This is a genomic window from Xanthobacter autotrophicus (assembly GCF_030015065.1).
Taxonomy (GTDB): domain Bacteria; phylum Pseudomonadota; class Alphaproteobacteria; order Rhizobiales; family Xanthobacteraceae; genus Xanthobacter; species Xanthobacter autotrophicus_D.
This window is the reverse complement of record NZ_JAIVFN010000055.1, coordinates 1-20,829: the sequence shown is the minus strand read 5'-3', so window position 1 is coordinate 20,829 and position 20,829 is coordinate 1. Positions and strand designations below refer to the sequence as shown.

Annotated in this window: 23 protein-coding genes and 1 pseudogene; 12 read left to right on the top strand and 12 right to left on the bottom strand. The window is 66.4% G+C overall.

The annotated features are described in order from the left end of the window. Positions 1 to 34: 34 nt before the first annotated feature. Together K9U40_RS12575 and K9U40_RS12570 are read right to left on the bottom strand one after the other, a co-directional pair. A complete protein-coding gene (locus K9U40_RS12575) occupies positions 35 to 433 on the bottom strand; it encodes a DUF3085 domain-containing protein (protein WP_282639847.1) in 399 nt (132 codons plus the stop codon). A 10-nt stretch (positions 434 to 443) separates the two neighbouring features. Next, positions 444 to 1,049, bottom strand: a complete 606-nt coding sequence (locus tag K9U40_RS12570; protein WP_282890536.1) for a DUF1419 domain-containing protein — start codon at positions 1,047 to 1,049, stop codon at positions 444 to 446. 359 nt (positions 1,050 to 1,408) lie between these two features. Here K9U40_RS12570 and K9U40_RS12565 point away from each other — a divergent pair, with 359 nt between their 5' ends. Together K9U40_RS12565 and K9U40_RS12560 are read left to right on the top strand one after the other, a co-directional pair. Beyond that, positions 1,409 to 1,870 carry a mobile mystery protein A gene (locus tag K9U40_RS12565; RefSeq protein WP_282639849.1) on the top strand — a complete coding sequence of 154 codons (462 nt, stop codon included), beginning with the start codon at positions 1,409 to 1,411 and terminating at the stop codon, positions 1,868 to 1,870. Continuing rightward, positions 1,867 to 2,463, top strand: a complete 597-nt coding sequence (locus K9U40_RS12560; RefSeq protein WP_282890535.1) for a mobile mystery protein B — start codon at positions 1,867 to 1,869, stop codon at positions 2,461 to 2,463. Before K9U40_RS12565 ends, K9U40_RS12560 begins: the two co-directional genes overlap by 4 nt. A gap of 20 nt (positions 2,464 to 2,483) precedes the next feature. Here K9U40_RS12560 and K9U40_RS12555 read toward each other — a convergent pair whose 3' ends face one another. Further along, positions 2,484 to 2,780 carry a hypothetical protein gene (locus tag K9U40_RS12555; RefSeq protein ID WP_282639851.1) on the bottom strand — a complete coding sequence of 99 codons (297 nt, stop codon included), beginning with the start codon at positions 2,778 to 2,780 and terminating at the stop codon, positions 2,484 to 2,486. 521 nt (positions 2,781 to 3,301) lie between these two features. Here K9U40_RS12555 and K9U40_RS12550 point away from each other — a divergent pair. The 3 genes from K9U40_RS12550 (at position 3,302) to K9U40_RS12540 (ending at position 4,327) form a co-directional block, all read left to right on the top strand. Next, positions 3,302 to 3,475, top strand: coding sequence for a hypothetical protein (locus K9U40_RS12550; RefSeq protein ID WP_349237833.1), 174 nt, complete (start codon positions 3,302 to 3,304; stop codon positions 3,473 to 3,475). A 172-nt stretch (positions 3,476 to 3,647) separates the two neighbouring features. Then, entirely contained in the window at positions 3,648 to 3,887 is a 240-nt protein-coding gene (locus K9U40_RS12545; RefSeq protein WP_282639852.1) for a FitA-like ribbon-helix-helix domain-containing protein, read from the top strand. After that, a complete protein-coding gene (locus K9U40_RS12540; protein ID WP_282639853.1) occupies positions 3,887 to 4,327 on the top strand; it encodes a type II toxin-antitoxin system VapC family toxin in 441 nt (146 codons plus the stop codon). The genes K9U40_RS12545 and K9U40_RS12540 overlap by 1 nt, the downstream gene beginning before the upstream one ends. A gap of 2 nt (positions 4,328 to 4,329) precedes the next feature. Here K9U40_RS12540 and K9U40_RS12535 read toward each other — a convergent pair whose 3' ends face one another. From K9U40_RS12535 to parS, 4 genes are all read right to left on the bottom strand, one after another. Then, complete coding sequence (locus K9U40_RS12535) at positions 4,330 to 5,223, bottom strand: DUF3991 and TOPRIM domain-containing protein (protein ID WP_282890534.1); 894 nt, start codon at positions 5,221 to 5,223, stop codon at positions 4,330 to 4,332. A 230-nt stretch (positions 5,224 to 5,453) separates the two neighbouring features. Continuing rightward, the gene (locus tag K9U40_RS12530) at positions 5,454 to 5,651 is read right to left on the bottom strand and encodes a hypothetical protein (RefSeq protein ID WP_282890533.1); all 198 of its coding nucleotides are present in this window, start codon (positions 5,649 to 5,651) and stop codon (positions 5,454 to 5,456) included. 780 nt (positions 5,652 to 6,431) lie between these two features. Beyond that, entirely contained in the window at positions 6,432 to 6,893 is a 462-nt protein-coding gene (locus K9U40_RS12525; RefSeq protein WP_282890532.1) for an RES family NAD+ phosphorylase, read from the bottom strand. Beyond that, positions 6,893 to 7,330 (bottom strand): type II RES/Xre toxin-antitoxin system antitoxin, encoded by a 438-nt coding sequence (gene parS / locus K9U40_RS12520; RefSeq protein WP_282890531.1) that lies wholly within the window; start codon positions 7,328 to 7,330, stop codon positions 6,893 to 6,895. The genes K9U40_RS12525 and parS overlap by 1 nt, the downstream gene beginning before the upstream one ends. Before the next feature lie 1,133 nt (positions 7,331 to 8,463). Here parS and K9U40_RS12515 point away from each other — a divergent pair. Then, positions 8,464 to 10,554, top strand: coding sequence for a c-type cytochrome (locus K9U40_RS12515; RefSeq protein WP_282890530.1), 2,091 nt, complete (start codon positions 8,464 to 8,466; stop codon positions 10,552 to 10,554). A 77-nt stretch (positions 10,555 to 10,631) separates the two neighbouring features. Here the strand turns inward: K9U40_RS12515 and K9U40_RS12510 are convergent, their stop codons facing one another. Genes K9U40_RS12510 through dsbD form a run of 3 tightly spaced genes read right to left on the bottom strand, consistent with a single transcriptional unit; the run spans position 10,632 to position 13,801 of the window. Next, on the bottom strand, positions 10,632 to 11,321 hold the full coding sequence (locus K9U40_RS12510; protein WP_414115042.1) for a L,D-transpeptidase: 690 nt from the start codon (positions 11,319 to 11,321) through the stop codon (positions 10,632 to 10,634). A gap of 6 nt (positions 11,322 to 11,327) precedes the next feature. Continuing rightward, positions 11,328 to 11,960 (bottom strand): DsbA family protein, encoded by a 633-nt coding sequence (locus K9U40_RS12505; RefSeq protein ID WP_282890529.1) that lies wholly within the window; start codon positions 11,958 to 11,960, stop codon positions 11,328 to 11,330. Between the two features lie 26 nt (positions 11,961 to 11,986). Next, the gene (dsbD, locus tag K9U40_RS12500) at positions 11,987 to 13,801 is read right to left on the bottom strand and encodes a protein-disulfide reductase DsbD (RefSeq protein WP_282890528.1); all 1,815 of its coding nucleotides are present in this window, start codon (positions 13,799 to 13,801) and stop codon (positions 11,987 to 11,989) included. A 79-nt stretch (positions 13,802 to 13,880) separates the two neighbouring features. On the opposite strand from dsbD, the gene K9U40_RS12495 reads away from it, so the two are divergent. Then, positions 13,881 to 14,543, top strand: coding sequence for a response regulator (locus K9U40_RS12495; RefSeq protein ID WP_282890527.1), 663 nt, complete (start codon positions 13,881 to 13,883; stop codon positions 14,541 to 14,543). Beyond that, on the top strand, positions 14,540 to 15,865 hold the full coding sequence (locus tag K9U40_RS12490; RefSeq protein ID WP_282890526.1) for a sensor histidine kinase: 1,326 nt from the start codon (positions 14,540 to 14,542) through the stop codon (positions 15,863 to 15,865). Before K9U40_RS12495 ends, K9U40_RS12490 begins: the two co-directional genes overlap by 4 nt. Positions 15,866 to 16,067: 202 nt before the next feature. Here the strand turns inward: K9U40_RS12490 and K9U40_RS12485 are convergent, their stop codons facing one another. Both K9U40_RS12485 and K9U40_RS12480 read right to left on the bottom strand, forming a co-directional pair. Beyond that, positions 16,068 to 17,267, bottom strand: a complete 1,200-nt coding sequence (locus tag K9U40_RS12485) for an MFS transporter (protein WP_282890525.1) — start codon at positions 17,265 to 17,267, stop codon at positions 16,068 to 16,070. Next, a complete protein-coding gene (locus tag K9U40_RS12480; RefSeq protein WP_282640921.1) occupies positions 17,267 to 17,620 on the bottom strand; it encodes a DsrE/DsrF/TusD sulfur relay family protein in 354 nt (117 codons plus the stop codon). Before K9U40_RS12480 ends, K9U40_RS12485 begins: the two co-directional genes overlap by 1 nt. Positions 17,621 to 17,713: 93 nt before the next feature. Between K9U40_RS12480 and K9U40_RS12475 the strand changes: the two genes are divergently transcribed. The 4 genes and pseudogenes from K9U40_RS12475 to K9U40_RS12460 all read left to right on the top strand — a co-directional run. Beyond that, entirely contained in the window at positions 17,714 to 18,379 is a 666-nt protein-coding gene (locus tag K9U40_RS12475; RefSeq protein ID WP_282890524.1) for an ArsR/SmtB family transcription factor, read from the top strand. A 48-nt stretch (positions 18,380 to 18,427) separates the two neighbouring features. Further along, complete coding sequence (locus tag K9U40_RS12470; RefSeq protein ID WP_282890523.1) at positions 18,428 to 19,348, top strand: sulfurtransferase; 921 nt, start codon at positions 18,428 to 18,430, stop codon at positions 19,346 to 19,348. Between the two features lie 23 nt (positions 19,349 to 19,371). After that, positions 19,372 to 19,776: pseudogene (locus K9U40_RS12465) on the top strand (multicopper oxidase domain-containing protein). A 61-nt stretch (positions 19,777 to 19,837) separates the two neighbouring features. Next, a partial coding sequence (locus tag K9U40_RS12460; RefSeq protein ID WP_282890522.1) for an MFS transporter occupies positions 19,838 to 20,829 on the top strand: 992 nt, incomplete at its 3' end.

Below are 20,829 nucleotides of genomic sequence, written 5' to 3'. Positions count from 1 at the left end.
TGTCGGGAAAGGTGGGCGAGGCCCGCCCGCCGGTTCAGCGGCGGATCAGGCCGAGCGACAGGCTGGTGTCGGTCGTCACGATCGTCAGGTGCGTGGCGGCGGGGACGGCGGCCATCAGCCGCTCGAGCTCGACGGCGTCGAGGAATTCGATCCCGTCATCCCCGCCGAAGTGCTGGCGCTTGTAGTGCCAGTAGTCCGGATTGGTCTTCGGATCGCACTCCTCGGCGTAGCAGACGAGGGCGCGCTGCCCCTCGGCGAGCTTGCCATTCGAGAGGAGGTAGACCCCTTCATCGCCGACGAGCCACAGGCCGGGCTGTTCGTCCTTGCCAAGGGAGAGACCGTAATGGGGATTGCGATGGCCGCCATTGGCCGCGGCGTCGGATCGTCCGCGCGCAATGACGGCGCGGACCTCCGGCAGAGGGAAGGTGAACATGAACGCCACCTCACGCCGCGATCGCGTCGGGCAGGTAGCGCAAATGCACCGGCAGCTTGGCGGAGATCTGTACCTCGGTCAGACTGTCGAGCAAGATCAGGCTGGTGCCTTGCTGTCCGCCATAGAACAGCACGGTGCGCTTGCCGCGATCGGCCTCTGGCCAGCGATCGCCGGCATAGCCGCGATAATCGTCATGCGTCGAGCTCCAGATGTGCTCGAGACGCTCGGTTCGCGTCATCGCCTTCACTGGCCGCGATTCCCGGTCGATGATCGCGGCATGCATCCGCTCGGAAGAACCCTTGTCGGCGAGATCGCAATAGCCGTGGAAGTGGCGGAGGTTCCCGTCGATCATCAGCGCGAAGAAGACGCTGGTGACGCTGCCGGTCAGGAATTCGCGCATCGCGAACATGTCGCCGCGCATCCACAGCGGCGGCAGGATCTCAAACATATAGTCGTGGTCGATCCGGTCGATCTCAAACCATTCGCCGGCATAGAGCGCGCTCGCCTGATCCTCCCAGCGATTGGGCCGCTGCGCATGACGGTCGAACATCTGGAACATCTGGCGCCGGTCGGGGACGCCTTGAAACACCTTGCGGATAGGGGTGGAGAGGGTCATGTCGGGGCTCCTTCAGCCTCGTCGGGCTGGAGCGCGGTGCATCCTCCTGGATCACCATCATCTTCAGCCCTTCAGGACCTCTCCCTGCGGCCGCCTCTCGGTCCGGACGGGTCAAGGGCCGCGCAGCGGGCGAAGCGCCACCCTTGACGCGGACGGCGGGCATGCGGCAGCCAGTCTTCTCCTCTCCTCTTCCTGATTTCCTTCCCTATACGACTGCGCCATATTCAGCTCATAGGCTGTGAGATCATGTGAGTTTATCAGAGCATAGGCTTATCTATTTTCATTGCGAAACAGGTCACAGACTGATATTTGTCCGGACGTTATCAGACTATAATCTGATAGATTTGAAAGGACTGCGGATGAAAAGCGATGCACGCAGGCGCGCCCGCGTCCGTCTTGACGAAAGGTTGCGTGTCCTGCAGCCGGTCGACCGTTTCCGGCCACCGCCGAAGGGCTGGATCCGGGCCCTTCGAGACGCGCTCGGCATGACCGGCGCGCAGCTCGGCCATCGCATGGGAATCCGGCCGCAGACCGTGGAGGCGATCGAGAAGTCGGAGGCGGCGGGGTCGATCCAGCTCAGCACGCTGCGCCGGGCGGCCGAGGCGCTCGACTGCACGCTCGTCTATGCGCTCGTGCCGAACAGCTCGCTGGACGAGACTGTCGACGCTCGCGCGCGACAGATCGCCATGCGGGACCTGCAGCGCGTCGCCCATACGATGCGGCTGGAAGCGCAGGAGACCAGCGGCAGCGACTTCGAAGCACGCGTGCAGGCCTATATCCGCGACAGGCTTTCGGAGCGCGACCTCTGGAGCGAAGCATGACCGACCTGTTTCAGGAGCCGGAAGATGCGACGCCCCTTGAGCCCGGCGAGCGCGACGGCCTGCTCCAGAGCTGGATCACACATTGCAAGGATCTGAACGAGGCCGAACAGGAGAATATCGTCGCGGGCGCGGCCTGGGCTCGCGGAAGGCGGCGATTGCCCATCGACAGGATGCTCACCGACGACTTCGTGCGGACGCTGCACAAGCGCATGTTCGGCGAGGTCTGGGAGTGGGCAGGAACCTTCCGAAGCACCGAGCGCAACATCGGCATTCAAGCCTATCGTATCGCGGTGGAGCTCACGAACCTCCTGGGCGATGTACGCTATTGGGTGGAGCATGCCACGTTTCCGCCCGACGAGATCGCGATCAGGTTCCACCATCGTCTCGTCGCCATCCATCCGTTCCCGAACGGCAACGGCCGCCATGCGCGCCTGGCAGCCGACCTCCTCGTCGAGAAGCTCGGAAGACAACCGTTCAGCTGGGGCGGCGGCAGCCTCGCCGATGTCGGCGCATTGCGCGCTCGCTATGTGACCGCGCTGCGATCCGCCGACAATCACGATATTGGTCCGCTTCTCGCCTTTGCTCGCGGATGACTTTCGCGGGCGTCGCCGCATCACCAGTCGAAGTGGGGCAACTCGTCGACGATATTGCCATCACGATCGAAAAGTACGTGATCGCAGCCCTGCTTTTGCGACCAGCTCATGACCGCGAACAGCACCTCCGGGATGGCGTCGGCACCCATTCCGCTGTTTTCGTCATGGGCGTAGACGAGCCAGCCATACTCGCCATAACGCCCTCCGAGGCATGGCCATTGCCGGAAGGGCGTAGCGTCGAGGCGCCGAGCGGTCGCCTCCCGGACATGGCCGGTCGAGATCCCGCGCGAAAATCGCATGGAGATGCTCGAGAGCAAGTGTCATTATCCGTTCCGAGAGGCCCCGGATCGCACTACCGGCCAATGCGGCGACGGCCGAAGGCTCCTCCTGCGACGCACCGGCTGACAGCAGATCGGCCATCAGGTCAGCGAAGCCGTGGTACCCACCGAGCCGAACCGCAAAGTCGGCGCCCGAGCGCGACCGCGGCTGGCAGGCATGATCGCTTATGACGCCGGCGATCTCGTCGAGAAGCGCATCCGCCTGCGGATCGTTTCGTGGCGCCGGACGCGTCCGCAGATCGGCCCTGAGGCTTCCGTCGATCGCCCTCGCCGTGAGCCTGACGTCGGCGAGGGCGACAATCGTGAACAGCGCTCTGACAGCCCCTGCCGTCGGCCGGTCCGCGAGAAGCGGGCAGGCCTGTGTAAGCTGCCGGGATGCGGACGCCTTGAGCGCGCGCCAGGAATGAGGGCTCATTGTTCGATCTCCCCTGGCTCGATGGTCGGGGAGGCCGCCGCCGGCGGGTCGTCGGGATCGCCTGGCGTTCCAGCGCTTACGCACTGTGCTGATCGCTCTCGTCACGATGATCTTCATGGGCGGTCTGGCGCGAATGAGCGGATATGAACCGAGCCTGCTGTTCAGCCCCGAAATCGCCCCGTCATTGCTCTTCGAGGTCGTGATCGCACCCTTGCTCGCATTCTGGTTCTGGAAGGCGGAACGGCAGGCCAACCTATGACCAGCAAATGATGGTTTGCTAAGTCCGCCCTCGCGGCGGGCAAGAGCGGCCTGGCGGTATCCCCAACCTTCCGCGCGGATGCGTGCTTCCCTCCTCTTTCATCCCTTCTTCCTTGTTCGTCCTTCCCAGAATTGCTATCTTTGCTCTCAATGAGCCCAATGGAGCCAAAGAGATGGCCGGAAACCTGCATGTCCGCAATCTGGACGACGATCTGATCGCGAAACTGAAAATGCGAGCGGCGAGGCACGGCCGCTCGGCGGAGGCCGAACATCGCGAGATCCTGCGCCAGGTGCTGGCGAGCGAGGGCGGGCCTGATTTTGACGATCTCGCGAGCGAGCTGCGGAAGCTGACCGCATCGCGCAAGCAGACGCCCTCCGAAGTCTTGCTGCGCAAAGGCCGAGACGAGCGTTGATGGAGACGCTCGTCGTCGACGCCAGCATCGCGATCAAATGGGTCGTGGAAGAGGAAGGGACCGAGACCGCCGTCAATCTGCGATCGCGTTTCCGGTTCGCGGCGCCTGAGCTCTTGATTCCCGAATGCGCCAATATTCTTTGGAAGAAAGTTGCCCGCAGCGAGCTCAGCCGCGACGAGGCCGTCCTGGCAGCCAGGCTGCTCGAACGCTCCGGCATCGACTTCCTGCCCATGACGGGCTTGCTCGAACAGGCAACGAGCCTTGCGATCGAGCTTTCGCATCCGGCGTACGATTGCGCTTATCTCACGGCCGCGCGTGGGACCGGATCAAGGTTTGTGACGGCGGATGCGCGACTGCTGCGCATCGTTGCCGAGCGCGCATCGAGTGAGATCGTGGGCTTATGTGTTTCGCTCGCGGACATGCGGAACGATCCACATTAGGCTCAGCCTCGCGTGCATAACTCCTCGTTCCAGTCGCCCGCCCGTGGGCGAAGCCGCTCATAGGCACAGGTCGCGGCAGCCGCGATCGCCTCCATGCGGCCGGCAAAGACCTCGCCCTGCTCATTGTTGTCGGTCGCCGCGACAAGCAGGGCGCCCGGGTGCGACGCGAGCCCCCGGATGGCGGCCACCGTCGCCGGCGCCCATCCGCCGCCCGTGCTGAGATAGAGGCTATCGGAGCGTAGCTCTTCGATCGCGGCGAGGCTCATCGCGTCGATCGCCGCCTCGGTGACGCAGTGCCGGAGGGCGCCGATCGGTCCGAGGCGGAACAGGACCTTTCCGCCGCCGCTGGCGAAACCGCGCCATTCGGGGCCGCGCTCTTCCCAGCCGGTGACAAGGCCACCCCCATCGACATGGGCAGCCCACATGCTGCCGCGAGGACCTTCGCGGAGCCGATCCTGCTGGATCGCGGCGCGGATGACCGTCTCCGGAAGAGCGCGCTCGTCGCGCAGATAGCGCCAGGTCATGGAGCCGCGCCATGGCTTGCGCCGTGCGCGCCAGCGCTCGGAAACGCCGATGTCGGGATCGCGATCGCGGACCTGCCTCGTCCAGACGGCCTCGCTCGGCACGAAGCCGATCAGGTAGGAGACCTGCCGAAGAACCTCGGTAAAGCCGATATCGTCGAGATGTTCGACTAGCGAAAACACGTCTCCCTTGGCGTCGGACAGGGCATCGAACCAGCCCTTGCCGTCATGGATCACGATGATGATGTCGTCACCACGCCGATACTTGACCGCCTTGCGCGTACTCTCCTTCAGATCGATCGCGAACCCGGCCTTTTCGAGCACGGCCGCACAAGGCACACGCTCCCTCAGCTCCTCGATGTCCCTCTTTTCCATCTTTCTCTTCCGACACGCCCCGGGTCGGACCTTTCCCGCTTGAATTGTCCTTATCCCGCGCCTCGCTGGACCATCCCCCGATGCCGCGAAGAGCGAAGGCGGCAAGGGCGCGGCTGGCAACTGGTGAATCCTGCAGGGCGCGCAGCGCCGTGACATCGACCAGCCGCGGCGCAGCTTCCCTTGCGGCCGCCCGCTCGCGAGCGGCACGCGCCCGGACGGGCGAACCCGGCTCAATGAGCCGGGCCGAACTGGTGGGGATCGTATTCGAACGGGTCATAATCGTGGACGACGATGACGTCGGCATCGTCGAGTTCGTCGCTCGGCATGACGCCGAACTCTCCATCGACCTGAAACAGCGTGACCGGGACCATCAGGGTGCGAGCGAGCTGAAACGCGTGGGACTGGGCGAGGGAAAGATCGTGCGACATTTGAGGGCTCCATCCTGGAGCGAGGTCGATCCCCGCTCGATGGCGTCCGTCAGTGTCCTCAACCGGCCGCGATCACCGCGCAGGCGCAACCGTAGCGGCGGCATGCTGCGCATAGCCGACCCCTTGAGGGTTGATCGTGGAAGGCCGGGTGGAGGACCAGGAAAGCCATCCATGGAGAGCGGGGTCGGACTTGCTCCGAAGATGGTCCGCGCCCTCTTGCACGCTCTTTTCCCGGACGCCGAACCACACTGCCGCGCCCTAACAGATCCTGTCCCGAGCAGCCTCTCACGTCGAAAGGAGGACCTCAGCGCCGAAGCGACGTCGGCGCAGCCGCCCGTTCAATCGCCCTGGTAGCGGGACTCCCTTGCGCGCCGCGTCTCATTGTCGACGATCGCCTGGACCACCGCGAGATCCATCTGCGCATGCGGCGAGATCCTCGCCACTTCGGCCGCCACCTGGGCTCAATGGATGAATTCGCCGGCTTGCCCGGACGCGCGGGAGCGAGCCGCCAGACGCTAAGCCTCATAGTAGGCGCCCGGTTCATCGTGTTCGATGAGTCGGCGGGCGTCCGCCTGCCACCTCTGGCGGATTTGCCTACGGTTCTCGATCCACCGCCGCAGTGCAGCCAGCATGACGTTCTGCCCCCGGCAGCATTTTCTCGTTTCGCGTCAGGGACGGAAGCCCTTAGGGTGAAGACGGCTTCTGGCTTCAGCGCAGCCAACAGCTCGGCCCGCAGGGCGACACCATAGCGTCAGGCTCGAGAGCCCTTCGCTTCTTGCCTCAGAACAAACGAGGATCGAGCGAGAAGGACGCCTCGCCGACGATGCGGACATCGGCCGCAGCCAGATGGCTGTGGTTGATCAGCACGTTCAGGTCAGGTGAGCCGGCGACCGGTACGATCGCCGAGGGGACGCGAAGCAATAAGGACGACCGTCCCTCGTGCCAGGCATCGCCCTTTTCCTGGCTCCAGGCCTCGTGCCGCCGCCAATCGGTCGGGAGGCCTTCCAACGGCACGTCCTCAATCGCGACAGTGTCGGGGATCTCATAGGTGACCATGACCAGCTCGGGCAGGAGCGCGGGATCCTCCACATGGACGAGCTTTTCGAGGACGCAGAGCGCGGGCGATGTCGCGCAATAGGTGACGGCATGGCCCACAGTGTTCCAGCGGCCGTCGAAGTGCAGGCCATAGCCGCCGTCGAGCGCTCGCGCATGCTGCCTGCCCGACAGGCGCCAGAGCAGCATCAGGCGGCTGCGCCCCAGGCGATCTTGCCGAGGATGGTCTCGATCACGCGAGCGCCGGCTTCGGTCTGCGCCACGACCAGCGGCGTCTCGCCGCCGAGCTCGGTGAGCGGGCGGCGCAGCCAGCGATTGGCCTTGTCGAGGTCGCCGAAGGTCTGCTCAGCGAGGGATTGGACGCGCAGCAGACGCACGGCCCGATCCGATTCATCGACCGTCAGCGGCTGCTGCTTGTCGGCGCGGTGCCGGCGGGTGCGCTGCGGGATTACGAACCTCTCGATCTCCTGCTCGCTCATGCCCGCCTGGCTGAGGCCACGCAGGGCCGACAGGGGAAGCCTGTTGCGGACGGCGAGGGCCAGATCGGCCTGCGAGTGCACGACCGTGCCGAGCACGCTCTGGCCGCCCAGCTTGCGGACGACCTCCTCGACGATGGCGATCGACATGAAAGCCTCCTTGCGGTCAACGGCAATATGCTGTGAATATAGGCGGCATATTGCCGAATAGCAAGAGAGCGGGCTCCTCTGGCAAGATTGCGGGATGTCGGCCGTCATCGCTAATGATGTCCGCGAAGGTCGCCTGGTCTGAGCGCCTGCCGGATGTGGGAACGTTGGACTTTCCGATCCATGTCAGTCCGAAAGCGCGGCTCGTTGTCGACGTGTGAAAACGCGCCGAAGTGAACCCCGGGTGGGATGAGGGACAACCCGTTGATCTGGTTCGTTAACTTAGCAGATTACGGGGGTTCCGATCGGCGCCGATCGGGACCCCCATGGGAATGAAATCGTCGGCCAAATCAAAGTGTTACGGCTAATTGAGTGGGGCGCTGCTTCGATGCCTATTCACAGGCTCGTCTTGGATCACCAGCCGGCGAGCATCGTCCTGCCAGCGACACCGGCGGAGATTCCGTCGTTCGGCCCATGCGTTCAGTCGCGCCAGCATTCGCCGCTCCGCCCGATCACCTGATCGTTCCATGTTTTGCATCAGGGATAGAAGCCCGAAAGGCTGAAGACCGCTCGCGGGCTTCAGCCTAGCCGACAGCCCGGCCCGCAGGGCAACGCCCTCCACTCAGGGACCCTCCTGAGCGCATTGACAATGATCGCGTTTGTCTATCATTGAATGATATATTATTCAATGATCAAAGTTGCAGTAGCGGATGCTTTGATATTCTGTTAAAATATTAATGATAAATAGACAGAGCGCCTCGAAACTAAAGCACCTGCTCCAGACCGTGCCGCCAGGCTTCGCTATCAGGCATCACGTCTGTTGTTCTGAACTTCATCAACGAAGACGCGGCAAGCAACTTTGTCGGCGCGTTCCTCGGCTGGAGCGACCGTGATGCGCAGGAGTGAACTCCCAAAACGCCCGGCGCGCCGCGACCGGCAAAAACAGGTCGGATATTTTACAGTTGCGGCACGTCAATGCGGCGCAGCATGGGGCGGGCGAGCCTGCCTGTACGGGACGAGTCACACAGGCGGGGGATCTGCGCATGGCGATCCGGGTGGGGAGATGAGGACGCGATTCTCCCGCGGCCGGCTTCGCGCATGGGTCGAAACACCTGCCTGCACCAGGAGGTCGTTCTATGAGCGACGATGTTTCAGTAAAGCGTGGATCCAGATGGAAGACTTTGGGCACGCTAGCCGCCGTGGCAGCGGTCATCGGTGCCGGCATCTTCTGGTGGGTCGTTACGCCGCCGCGCGTGGATGAGGCCGGACGCGAGCTGCCCGAAACGGCTGACGGTGCTCTGGTCACGCGCGGCAAGTATATGGCCGAACTTGGTGACTGCGTCGCGTGCCACACCTCGCACGGCGGCACGCCCATGGCCGGCGGCCTGCCGCTGGAGACGCCCTTCGGCGTGCTCTATTCCACCAACATCACCCCGGATCCGAAGACTGGCATCGGAACCTACAGCTTCGGCGCCTTCGACCGGGCCATGCGCAAGGGCGTGACGGCCGATGGCACGCACATGTACCCGGCGATGCCGTATCCGTCCTACGCCAAGATGGCGCCGGACGACATGTATGCCCTCTACGTCTACCTGATGAAGGGCGTGGTGCCGGTGGCGAGCGCCAACAAGCCGTCGGAGATCGGCTTTCCATTCAATCTGCGCTGGTCGCTCGCCTTCTGGAACACGGTGTTCCTCGATAGCCGCCCGTTCATGGCGGATTCCGCCAAGGACGAGGTGTGGAACCGGGGCGCCTATCTGGTGCAGGGGCTCGGCCATTGCGGCGCCTGCCACACGCCGCGCGGCATCGGCTTTCAGGAAGTCGCCATGTCCGAGAAGGGCATGAATGGCGCCAAATTCGTTTCCGGCGCCAAGGTGGAGGAGTGGAACGCCATCAATCTGCGCAATCTGTGGACCGTCAAGGACACGGTGGAACTGCTGAAGACCGGGCAAAACCGCTATGCGACCGTGTCCGGCTCCATGACCGAGGTGATCCACAATTCGACGCAGAATTTCAGCGAAGGCGATCTGGTTGCCATTGCCACCTATCTGAAGTCCCTGCCCTCCGATCGCCCCTCCGAGGGGCCTCCGCAGGCCGTTGACACGGATGTGCCGGAGGCCATGTTCACCACCCGTGGTGGCTTGGCCTATGCGCAATTCTGCGCCGATTGCCATCGCCTGAACGGGGCCGGCGTCGCCAAGGTCTTCCCGCCGCTCGCGGGCAATCCCACCGTGGATGCCAAGGACCCCTCGACACTGGTGCACATCACCCTGACGGGATGGAAGACGGCCGAGACCCAGGCCTACACGCGCGTCTTCACCATGCCCGGCTTCGCCCGGCTCGAAGACCAGGAAATTGCGGACATCCTGAGCTTCGTGCGCACAAGCTGGGGCAATACGGGTGCACCCGTTTCACCTGCCGAGGTCAAGGCCGCGCGCCGCACGCTCGACCCCAAGGTGGACAGCTCCAAGTTCGAGACGCCGCGCATCGCCAACCTGCTCGCGGAGCAGAATGCCACGCAACTGGTTCGCGGCATGCGCCTGAACACCGAGACCCACACCCTGCTGCCCAAGAACGTGGGCAATGTGCTCAATTGCACGAGCTGCCACCTCAACGGCGGCACGGTGGCAGATGGCTCGCCTTATGTCGGCGTCTCGGCCTTCTTTCCGAGCTACGCGCCGCGCGCGGGGCGCGAGATCACCCTGGAGGATCGCATCAACGGCTGCTTCCTGCGCTCCATGAACGGCAAACCGCTGGCCAAGGACGGCGACGACATGAAGGCGATGGTGGCCTATTTCGACTGGATGAAGCGAGAGACCAAGCCGGGCGACAAGGTGGAAGGGCGCGGTGTCGGCAAGATCAGCCAGACCATCAAGCCCGATCCGGAGAACGGCCAGCAGGTGTACGCCACCCAGTGCGCGGTCTGCCACGGAAAGAGCGGCGAAGGCTTGAAGGACGCCCAGGGCAAGGTGGTCTACCCGCCGCTATGGGGGGATGAATCCTTCAACATCGGCGCCGGTATGGCCCGCACCTATACGGCGGCGGCGTTCGTGAAGCGCAATATGCCCATCGGCTTCCACGAGCGCTTCCCGCTCGGCCAGGGCGGCCTCTCCGACCGGGCGGCTGTGGACGTTGCCGAGTATTTCAGCCACATGCCGCGCCCGGATTTCCCGGGGAAGGCGAACGACTGGCCGAAGGACAAGAAGCCGGCCGACGCCCGCTACTGATCCTTCGCTCCCACAGAAGAACGAACGCCCGAACCTTGCGGCCCGGGCGTTCGCGTGTCCGGCCCGCCGCGGGACGACTAGGCGGGCAGGACAACCACCTTCGCCCCGTCCGGCACGCGGCGATAAAGGTCGATGACGTCCTGGTTCATCATGCGGATGCAGCCGGAGGAGACCGCCTCGCCGATGGACCACGGCTCGTTGGTGCCGTGGATGCGGTAGAGCGTGTCCTTGCCGTCCTTGAACAGATAGAGCGCGCGGGCGCCGAGCGGATTGCTCTCGCCGCCGGCCATGCCGCCGGCCCAGGGCTGGTATCTCTTCGGATCGCGCGCGATCATCGCGTCGGTGGGCCGCCAGCTCGGCCATTCCTTCTTGTAGCCGACCGCCGCGGTGCCGGCGAATTCCAGGCCGGCGCGCCCCACGCCCACGCCGTAGCGCAGCGCCTTGCCGTTCTCCTGCACGAGGTAGAGGAAGCGGTTCTTCGGATCCACCACCAGGGTGCCGGGCGACTGCCCGGAAGGGTCATTGACCAGCTGGCGCACGTTGCGGGGCTTGATATCCTCGGGATCGGCGGCGGGGATGCGGAAGCCTTTCTCCTCCACCGCGCCGTAGCGTGCGGCGTCCGAAGGCGAGATGCGCGGACGCTGGGCCGCGGCGGGCGGGTCGCTCGATGCGGTGACGCAGGCACCGAGCGCCAGCGGCAGGAGGACCGCGCACAGGAAGGCGCGGGCGGCCGGTCGAGGTCCCGTCATGGCGGGCAGATGGGCCATGGGGTCCTACTTCTCCGCCGCCTGCCGGCGCCGGGCCTCGGCAACGGCCCGCTTGAAGCTGGAATAATCGAGGGTGGATGCCAGCAGCGGGCCCACGAGATAGGTCGGCGTGCCCTGGAGGCCGAGGGAGTCCGCCTGCGCCAGATTGCGCTTCAGGAGTGCCGAGATTTCCGCGCCATGGAGCTGGAGGTCCAGGTTGAGCCGGGCCATGTCCACGTCCGTGCCCTGGACCGCCTTCAGCATCTGCTCCTGCGGAATCTTGCGGCCGGAAATGCCCATCAGGGCATTGTGGACGGTTTCGTACCTGCCCTGGAACTTGGCCGCCAGGGCGAGCTGCGCGCCGTAGACCGAGGCCTCGGTCAGGATGGGCCAGTCCTTGTAGATGAGACGGATATGGCCGTCCTCATTGACGATCCGCTCAAGGTCCGGCGCCGATTTCTTGCAGAAGGGGCAGTTGTAGTCGAGGAAGGCGACGATGGTCACGTCCCCGTCCGGATTGCCGCCGGTGGGGGCATCCGGGTCGCGGAGGATGGCGTCCACATCGACGCCCTGGGCCAGCGCCGGCCTTACCCACGCCAGGGCCATGGCCGGCGGGAGGACGGACAGGGCGGCAAGGCGGATGAAGTCCCTGCGTCGCATATGGTCTCCGATAATCTTGGGGTGGGTCACAGGCCGGCCTTCGCCATCAGGCCTTCGATATCTGCGGTGGTGATCGCGCCGATGTGCCGGGAGCCAGCAACCTCGTGACCCGAAGCGTCCAGCAGGAACAGGGTCGGCGGACCGACGACGGAGAAGCGGGACATGAGCGCGCGCTCGCCATCGCCATAGGCGGTCACGTCGGCGGCGATGCGCGGCATCTGGGCCAGCCGGTCCTGCAGGCCGGGTTGGGCCATCACCGCTTCGTTGGACTTGCACACGGTGCACCAGCCGGCGGTGAAGGAAACGAGCACCGGCCGGCCCTCCTTCTGCGCCGCGGCGAAGGCGGCATCGAGGGCGGCGGGCGACGACACGCGCGTGTCCTGCACACCGGCGGAGGCGACGCGCGATGCGCCGGCGAGGACGCTGAGGGGCCGCAAGGGGTCGTCTCCTCCACCGGCCGCGCCCACGATGAGCGTTGCGCCGTAGATGATGGCCACAAGGCCGGTCGCCTTGCCGAGCCGCGCCGACGGGGCGCTACCGGGGATGGTCCGGTCCAGTCCGCCGAGGAATACACCGAGCCCGAGGGCCAGCCCGCCCCAGAGCGCCAGGGCCGCCGGCGCCGGCAGGAGACGCGCGGCGAGGACCGCTGCGACACCCAGGAAGAGCACTCCGCAGACCTGCTTGATGCGCGAGAGCCATGCACCCGAGCGTGGCATGATCTGCGCGCCGAAGGTCCCGACCAGCACCAGCGGCACCGCCATGCCGAGGCCGAGCATGAACAGCGCCGCTCCGCCGCGCACCGCATCGCCGGTCTGCGCCGCATAGAGCATGGCCGCGGCCAAAGGCGGCGTTACGCATGGCCCCACCACCAATGCGGAGGCAAAGCCGAGGGCGCCCGCTCCCGCGAGGGAGCCGCCTTCCTTTGGAGCGTGTCCGCCGCGCGAGAGTCTGGTCCCAAGCCACGCCGGCATGGCCATCTCGAACAGGCCGAACATGGACAAGGCGAGGGCCAGGAACAAGGCGGCCATGAGGCCCAGCGCCCACGGTGTCTGCAGCGCCGCCTGCAGGTTCGCGCCCGACCATCCGGCGGCGATCCCGAGTACGCCATAGGCCGCCGCCATGGCAAGGCCATAGGAGCCGGACAGGGCGAAGCCACGGGCCGGTGTTGGCCGCGTGCCGCCGCCGGCGAGAATGCCGGAGAGGATGGGCAGCATGGGAAACACGCAGGGCGTGAAGGCGAGCAGCAGCCCGAAGCCGAGAAACGCCATGAGCAGCAGGCCGATGTTGCCGCTGAAGAGCGCCGTCGCGCCCTGTGACGCCCCTTCGGACGCCACAGGTTCGACCGGGGCGGAAGCAGCGGAGGCCGCCTCGGCGAAGGAGGTGGGAGGCGCTGTTCCGATCCGCAGGGAGGCAAGGTCGACCTGCCGCTTCACCACCGGATAGCAGATGCCGGCTTCGGCACAGCCCTGGAAGGAGACATCCAGCGCGCCCGCGCCAGGCAGGCCGACTGCGGTTGCCTCCGCCGTCCGGTGATAGACCTCCACCGCTCCGAAGTTCGGATCGTCCTTCGTCTCGCCGGGACTGATGGCGAGGGCGACCGGAGCACCGGCCTGCTTCGCCTTCAGGCTGTCGCGGTAGAGGTAGGTGCCGGGCGCGATCTGCCAGCGCAGCGCCAGCGTTCCGTCCGCGGCGCGGGTCGCGGAGAGGCGGAAGGCCTCGTCCGCTTTCAGCGGCTTCTGTTCGGCTCCGGCGGGGCCGGTCCCGGTGAACACCAACGCAACGAGGCAGAGGGCCGCGTAAAACGGCTTCATCGTGGCGCGGGGCAGCGTTCTCATGTCCATGAGGCGCTCTCTGGGAGGCTCACCTTAAGCCAGCCTTAAGCTGGCGGTAGAAGATCCCGGCACGGCGGCAGGAGAAGGCATGCGCATACTCGTGGTCGAGGATGACCCGGTCCTGATGGACGGGCTGAAGGTGGGACTCGGCCTTGCGGGCGCGACCGTGGACGAGGTGGCCACCTGCGCCGACGCGCGCGCCGCGCTCGCCGGAAGCCGTTTTGACGCCGTGGTGCTCGATCTCATGCTGCCGGATGGGTCGGGCCTCGACATCCTCGCCGGCATGCGCGCCCGCGACGATGCCACGCCCGTGCTGCTCCTGACCGCCCTCGACGAGACCACCGACCGCATCCGCGGGCTCGATGCCGGCGCCGACGACTATCTCGGCAAGCCGTTCGACCTGGACGAGCTGGCGGCGCGCGTCCGCGCCATCGCCCGCCGTGGCCATGGCCGCGCCGGTCCGACGCTGAAAGCGGGGACGCTGGTGCTCGACCCTGCCACCCTTTCCGCGACCTTGGAGGGCCGGGCGGTCGCCTTGTCCCGGCGGGAGTTCGCCGTGCTCGCGGCCCTCATGGAGCGGCCGGGCATGATCCGCTCCAAGGGCGAGATCGAGGAGCGCCTCTACGGTTGGCAGGAGGAGGTGGAGAGCAACACGGTGGAAGTGCACATCCACAATCTGCGGACCAAGGTGGGGCGCGAGGCCATCGAGACGGTGCGTGGCCTGGGCTACCGCGTCAGGGGGCAGCAATGAATTCGCTGCGCCGCCGCCTGTTCCTGATCCTGCTCGCCGCCACCAGCGCCATCTGGCTGTGCGCTGTGGGCTGGATCTACCTGTCCAGCCGCAGCGAGCTGGAACATGTGCTGGACGCGCGCCTTCAGGAAGCGGCGCGGATGGTTCATTCCCTGGTTGCCGGCGGCAACATCGCCGCCGCTGCGCAGGCCTCGCCCTTGCCGGAAACCGGCTATGAGCGCCAGCTCTCGTGCCAGATCTGGTCCCTGGACGGGCACCTCGTGGCCCGCTCCGGCGGCGCGCCCGAGGAGGCGCTCGCGGGTCCGGCCGAAGGCTTCTCGGAGCGCGAGGTGAACGGCGAGCCCTGGCGCGTCTACACCATCCTCGACGCCGACAAGGGCGTCCGTGTGATGGTGGGCGATCGCATCGGCCTGCGCGACCGGCTGGTGCGCGATCTGGTGGCCGGGCTGCTGGGCCCGGTGGTGCTGATTGTGCCGCTGCTCGGCCTGCTCATCTGGGTGAGCCTTGGAGGCGGCCTCAGCCCGCTGAATGCTGTCGCCGGAGACATCGCCGCCCGCGATGCAGACGACATGCGGGCGGTCTCACCCACCGACGCGCCGGCCGAGATCCGCCCGCTGCTCGAAGCCCTCAACGGCCTGTTCGGCAAGGTTGAGGCGGCCCGTCGGCACGAGCGGGAGGTGACCGCCTTCGCCGCGCATGAACTGCGCACGCCGCTCGCCGGCCTGAAGACGCAGGCGCAGATCGCGCTTGCGGCCGATGACAAGGCGACACGGGACGGCGCCCTCCGGCAGACCCTCGTCTCGGTGGATCGGACCGCGCGGCTCGTGCGCCAGTTGCTCGTTCTCGCGAAGCTTGATGCCGAACCCGCGTCCCCCACCGATGAGGCGGCCGACGCGGGCGCCCTTCTGCGGGAGATCATCCATCAGGCGCCGGCCCGAGCAGGTGTCACGGTCCAGCTTGATCCGGCGCTCAACGGACTGCTTTTGAAGGGCAATCGCGAGGGCCTGCATCTGACGTTGCGCAATCTCCACGAGAACGCCGTGGAGCACATGGCAGGCGAGGGTCACATCGCCTGGCGCCGCACGCCGGATGGCCTGTGCGTGGAGGATGAGGGCCCCGGCATTCCCCCCGAGGAACTGGCGCGCGTCACCGAGCGCTTCTTTCGGGGTCGACACAAGAGCGCGTCGGGGAGCGGGCTTGGCCTCGCCATCGCCAATCTTGCCGCGTCGCGAGCCGGTGCGAGGCTGCGCCTTGAAAACAGGACCGAGCGCCGTGGGCTTCGTGCACATGTGGCATGGCCTTCCAACAAGGTTCCGGCATGAGGTTCCAGCGGATTGGCTCACAAGGATGTCGCGACATTTCACCTCGGGTGGTGTGCCCTATCCTCATGGGGGCCTTCATTGCCTCGCTCATGGCGCAAACGCCATGAGTTCAACTGAATTTCACACATCAAACAAAAACATGGCCTCATCGTGCACGTGTCTCACCAGATGCCGTAGTGGGCCGGTGCGAACGGAAACCGCTTTAGCCCCGCCGCTCGCGCCAGCCGAGCCACACGAGGGCGAGGACCGCGAGGGCGAGCCAGGGCAGCAGCACGGCGTTCATGATCTGCCAGCCAAGAAGATGAAGCATGGCGCCGGCGCCGAGCGAGGTCGCCACCCCGACGATGAAGATCACAAGGTCGTTGGCCGCCTGCGCCCGCGCGCGCTCTCCCGGCGCGTAGCATCGCGTGAGCAGCGTGGTGCCGCCGATGAACAGGAAGTTCCAGCCCACGCCCAGCAGAACGAGCGCGGAGGCGAAGGCGAGGAATTGCGTGCCCGACAGGGCGATGAGAACATGACCCGCCAGCAGGAACGCGCCGGCCAGCATCACCTTGAGCACCCCGAAGCGGGAGATGAGCGCGCCGGTGAAGAAGGACGGCAGGAACATGCCAAGCACATGCAGCTGGATCACCGTCGCCGCGTCCGAAAGGTCGTGATGATGGTGCAGCATGGCGAGCGGCGTCGCCGTCATGGCGAGGATCATCACGCCATAGCCCGTGGCCGCGCCGAAGAGGGCCACGAGATAGGCGGGTTGCCGGATGATCGCGCCCAGGGGGCGCCCGCCGCTCGATGCGCTCCGCGCGGGCCGCGGCATGTCCACGCCCAGCAGGAGACCCGCTGCCAGCAGCGAAACCACGGCGAGGATCAGGAACGAGCCGGCATAGTCCGCCGCCAGCAAAGGGCCACCGAAGCGCCCGAGGATCGGTCCGGCGATGGCGGCCACTACACCGCCCGCTAGCACGAAGGAGATGGCGCGGGGGCGAAAGGCGTCGGTGGCCACCTCCGCCGCGGCAAAGCGATAGAATTGCGCGAAGGCCTGGTAGGTGCCGACGAGGCCCGTCCCGAGGCAGAGCAGCGGCAGCGACGCATAAAAGATCCCGAGCGCCCCCAGGAGGCCGCCGAGGGTTCCCAGCAGCGCGCCCGCCACGAAGCCGATCCTTCGCCCCACGCGGGCCATCCACAGGGATGCCGGGGCGATGCCGATCGCCGTGCCGAGGAACATGGCCGCCACCGGCAGCGTGGCGAGTTCCGGCGCGGGGGTGATGGCGGCGCCGGCAAGGCCGGCGACCGTCATCACCATGACCGATGCCGTCTGGAACAGAGCCTGGGCGGCGGAGAGCAGCGCGACCTGCCGGATCAGGCGGCGTCGCGGCATCGCCTGCGCAATGGCGGGTCCAGTCATCAGAACACCAGGACCTTGTCGGCCGAAACGGTGACGGCCGAGAGTTCATCCATGGTGCTGCGCCGCGCGCCCGGCGTCACATCGGCATCGCAGAAGCCCCGGGCGTCCATGCAGGTGCCGCACAGAAGCACCTCGCCGTTGCCGGCGAGGACCCGCTTCAGCATGCGCTCCGCATTGTAATAGCCGTCCGGCGTCTTCTGGCCCGCCTTCGCGGCGGCGACGGCATCCGCCATGAGAAACACAGTGACCCGGTTTCCCGCATCCTGCTTGAGGATGCCGGCGGCGAGGCGCAGGCCGTTATAGACGCGTTCCGTGCCGTAGGGCGGATCATTGAGAATGAGCAGCGCGTGCATTTCCGACTCCGCCGGTTCCCCGCGATGCTCTTGCGGCGTGGACAGGATAATTATACGTTCAAACTATCTCTTGAATGATGTATCGATACCATCATGTGCAAGTCAACGGATCCCAAACGCGCTCTGTTCGCCGAGCTGGCCGCGGTGGCGCGCGCCCTCGGCCACGAGCACCGCGTGGAATTGCTGGAGCACCTCGCGCAGGGCGAGCGCAGCGTGGAGGCGCTGGCGCGGCTGACCGGGCTCTCCATGGCCAATGCCTCCCAGCACCTGCAGCAGCTGCGTCGCGCGGGCCTGCTGGATGCCCGCCGTGACGGCAAGTTCGTCCTCTACCGGCTGGCGGACGACGGGATCGTCCAGCTCATGTCGGTGCTGCGGCAGACGGCGGAACGCAACATCGCGACGGTCGGAATGCTGCTGGCACGCTATTTCGACGGGCGGGACGGGCTCGATCCCGTCGGCCGCACCGACCTTGTGGAACGCGCGCAGGCGGGCCTCGTCACGGTGATCGACGTGCGGCCTCGCGAGGAGTTCGACCTCGGCCACGTGCCCGGCGCCGTCAGCATCCCGCTGGAGGAGCTCGACGCCCGCCTCGCCGAGTTCGATCCGGCGACGGAAATCGTTGCTTATTGCCGCGGCGCCTATTGCCTGCTCGCGGTGGAGGCGGTCGCACGCCTGCGCGCCAGTGGCTTCTCGGCCCGCCGCATGGAAGACGGCATGCCGGAATGGCGCGCCGCGGGACTGCCGGTCGCGTCGGGCTGACGTGAGGCCACCCCCCGAAGTCCAAACCAAAAAATGGGAGAAACGCCAATGTTCAAAATGCTATCGGGCGTGCTTGCCTTGGGGCTCCTCGCGGCCGTGCCTGCGGCGCCGGCAGCCGCCCTGGACCTTCCCGGCCCGCTGGTGTCGAGCGAATGGCTCGCAGCCCACCAGGACGAGGTCCTCGTCCTCGACGTGCGCAATGACGATACCAGCTACAAGGAAGGCGGCCACCTCATCGGCGCGGTGCCTCTCGACTTCCGCAAGGCCCGTGGCACCACCACCGAACGCGGCGTGGAAATCACCGACATGAACCTCCCGCCCGAGGCGTTCTCGGCGCTCATGCGATCGGCCGGGGTGAACGACGATACGCCGCTCGTGCTCACCCACCGCGGGCGGGGACCGGACGATGCGGGTTATGCCGCCTACGTCTATTGGCAGCTCAAATATTATGGCCACGACAAGGTCGCCATCCTCGACGGCGGCACGACGAAATGGGTGGCTGAGAACCGCGAGGTGTGGGGCGAGGATGAGGCGGCGAAGACCGGGAATTTCAACGCCCGGCCTGCGCGGCGTGAATTCCTTGCCGACACGGCCCAGATGGAGGCGCTCCAGACGCGCAAGGATGCAGGCATTCTCGACGCGCGGTTCTTCAGCTTCTATGTGGGCCTGGAGAAGCGCCCGAACATCGCGAAGGCGGGCCACATTCCCGGCGCGACCCTCTTTCCTTTCGATGCGAATTTTGCCGCCAACGGCACCTATCGCCCGAAGGAGGAACTCGCCCTCGCTTATACAGCCGTCGGCCTCAGTCCCCGGCAGACGGTGGCGGCCTATTGCAACACGGCCCATGTCTCCGCCATCTCGTGGTTCGTGCTGCACGAGTTGCTCGGCTACCGGAACGTCATGCTCTATGACGGCTCCATGCTGGCCTGGAGCAAGCACGGCCTGCCGGTTGAGACGCAGCTCAGATAACGAGGCGGACGGAGCCGATACCCTTGGGGCTTGCCGACCTCTCCCTCGAACTGAAGCTACCCGCGGCAAAGCCCGTCGCGCCACGGCAACCTAACACGCGCTATACGGTGATGTTCGGCGAAGAGCCCGCCACTCGCCGGGCCATTGATGGCCACATCCGCGGCGGGCACCGGCCCTTCGACGTGCGCCAGGGCGAGCGGGCGGAGATGACCTTCATGAACCCCACATCCATGATGCACCCGATGCACCTGCACGGGCATCATTTCTAGGTGGTGGGCATCGGCGGACAGCGCTTTTCCGGGCCGGTGGGCGATACGGTGATCGTCCCCGCCCATGCGCCGGTGACCATCGGCTTCGACGCGGGCCAGAAAAGGCCGTGGTTCCTCCACTGCCACCTCTGCCATATGACGCTGGTGCGCGCAGCGTAACGGGGCGAGGGCGCATGAGCCCTTGTGGGCGCCGGTCGGGTTCGTCAAGTTGAGAGCCATGATGCATGCTCCGGCTCAAGACACCGATAAGCGCCCGTCGATTCCGAGAACCGTCTGGGCGCTCGGGTTCGTGAGCCTGTTCATGGACATCTCCTCGGAGATGATCCACGCGCTGCTGCCCCTCTTTCTCACCGCGACCCTCGAGGCCAGCGTGGCCGTGGTGGGCCTCATCGAGGGGGTGGGCGAATCCACCTCCGCCATCGTGAAGGTCTTTTCCGGCTACCTGTCCGACCGCATCGGCCGGCGCAAGCCGCTGGTCCTCATCGGCTATGGATTGGGCGCCGCGTCGAAGCCGTTCTTCGCCCTCGCCGGCGCACCGGCCATGGTGTTCGCCGCGCGCTTCGCCGACCGCATCGGCAAGGGGATCCGCGGCGCGCCGCGGGACGCGCTGGTGGCGGATGTCACGCCGCCTTCCATCCGCGGGCGCGCCTACGGGGTGCGCCAGGCGCTCGATACGGTCGGGGGGTTCCTCGGCCCGCTCCTCGCCATCGCGCTGATGGCGCTGTTCGCCGACGACATGCGAACGGTGTTCTGGTTCGCCCTCATCCCCGGCGCGCTCGCGGTGGCGTGCGTCATCCTGGGGGTCGAGGATCGCGCCATCGGCGAGGAGGGCGCCACCGGCCGTCCGCCGCCGGTGCGCCTCGCCGATCTCCGGCAGTTCGACGGCGCGTTCTGGGGCGTCGTCGCCATCGGCGTGGTGTTCACCCTTGCGCGGTTCAGCGAAGCCTTCCTCGTGCTGAAGGCGCACGACGAGGGCCTGCCGCTGGCCCTCGCGCCGCTTGTTCTCGTGGCCATGAACGTCGTCTATTCGCTCGGCGCCTATCCCGCAGGCGCCTGGTCCGACCAGGCCTCGCCCACGCGCCTGCTGAGGTGGTCCCGGTTTGGCGGACAGATTGGCGGCTTTGCTAAGCTTGGTTCTGGTGTGCGTTACGCCGCCATGTCGATGCCGTCGCAGGCCGTATGGACCTCCTCCGGCGTTCTGCCGCCGAGGGC

Bases quoted from the DNA above. Each gene is read 5' to 3' on its own strand.
- K9U40_RS12575 (WP_282639847.1), bottom strand. From the start codon at position 433: ATGTTCACCTTCCCTCTGCCGGAGGTCCGCGCCGTCATTGCGCGCGGA.
- K9U40_RS12570 (WP_282890536.1), bottom strand. From the start codon at position 1,049: ATGACCCTCTCCACCCCTATCCGCAAGGTGTTTCAAGGCGTCCCCGAC.
- K9U40_RS12565 (WP_282639849.1), top strand. From the start codon at position 1,409: ATGAAAAGCGATGCACGCAGGCGCGCCCGCGTCCGTCTTGACGAAAGG.
- K9U40_RS12560 (WP_282890535.1), top strand. From the start codon at position 1,867: ATGACCGACCTGTTTCAGGAGCCGGAAGATGCGACGCCCCTTGAGCCC.
- K9U40_RS12545 (WP_282639852.1), top strand. From the start codon at position 3,648: ATGGCCGGAAACCTGCATGTCCGCAATCTGGACGACGATCTGATCGCG.
- K9U40_RS12540 (WP_282639853.1), top strand. From the start codon at position 3,887: ATGGAGACGCTCGTCGTCGACGCCAGCATCGCGATCAAATGGGTCGTG.
- K9U40_RS12535 (WP_282890534.1), bottom strand. From the start codon at position 5,223: ATGGAAAAGAGGGACATCGAGGAGCTGAGGGAGCGTGTGCCTTGTGCG.
- K9U40_RS12530 (WP_282890533.1), bottom strand. From the start codon at position 5,651: ATGTCGCACGATCTTTCCCTCGCCCAGTCCCACGCGTTTCAGCTCGCT.
- K9U40_RS12525 (WP_282890532.1), bottom strand. From the start codon at position 6,893: ATGCTGCTCTGGCGCCTGTCGGGCAGGCAGCATGCGCGAGCGCTCGAC.
- parS (WP_282890531.1), bottom strand. From the start codon at position 7,330: ATGTCGATCGCCATCGTCGAGGAGGTCGTCCGCAAGCTGGGCGGCCAG.
- K9U40_RS12515 (WP_282890530.1), top strand. From the start codon at position 8,464: ATGAGCGACGATGTTTCAGTAAAGCGTGGATCCAGATGGAAGACTTTG.
- K9U40_RS12510 (WP_414115042.1), bottom strand. From the start codon at position 11,321: ATGGCCCATCTGCCCGCCATGACGGGACCTCGACCGGCCGCCCGCGCC.
- K9U40_RS12505 (WP_282890529.1), bottom strand. From the start codon at position 11,960: ATGCGACGCAGGGACTTCATCCGCCTTGCCGCCCTGTCCGTCCTCCCG.
- dsbD (WP_282890528.1), bottom strand. From the start codon at position 13,801: ATGGACATGAGAACGCTGCCCCGCGCCACGATGAAGCCGTTTTACGCG.
- K9U40_RS12495 (WP_282890527.1), top strand. From the start codon at position 13,881: ATGCGCATACTCGTGGTCGAGGATGACCCGGTCCTGATGGACGGGCTG.
- K9U40_RS12490 (WP_282890526.1), top strand. From the start codon at position 14,540: ATGAATTCGCTGCGCCGCCGCCTGTTCCTGATCCTGCTCGCCGCCACC.
- K9U40_RS12485 (WP_282890525.1), bottom strand. From the start codon at position 17,267: ATGACTGGACCCGCCATTGCGCAGGCGATGCCGCGACGCCGCCTGATC.
- K9U40_RS12480 (WP_282640921.1), bottom strand. From the start codon at position 17,620: ATGCACGCGCTGCTCATTCTCAATGATCCGCCCTACGGCACGGAACGC.
- K9U40_RS12475 (WP_282890524.1), top strand. From the start codon at position 17,714: ATGTGCAAGTCAACGGATCCCAAACGCGCTCTGTTCGCCGAGCTGGCC.
- K9U40_RS12470 (WP_282890523.1), top strand. From the start codon at position 18,428: ATGTTCAAAATGCTATCGGGCGTGCTTGCCTTGGGGCTCCTCGCGGCC.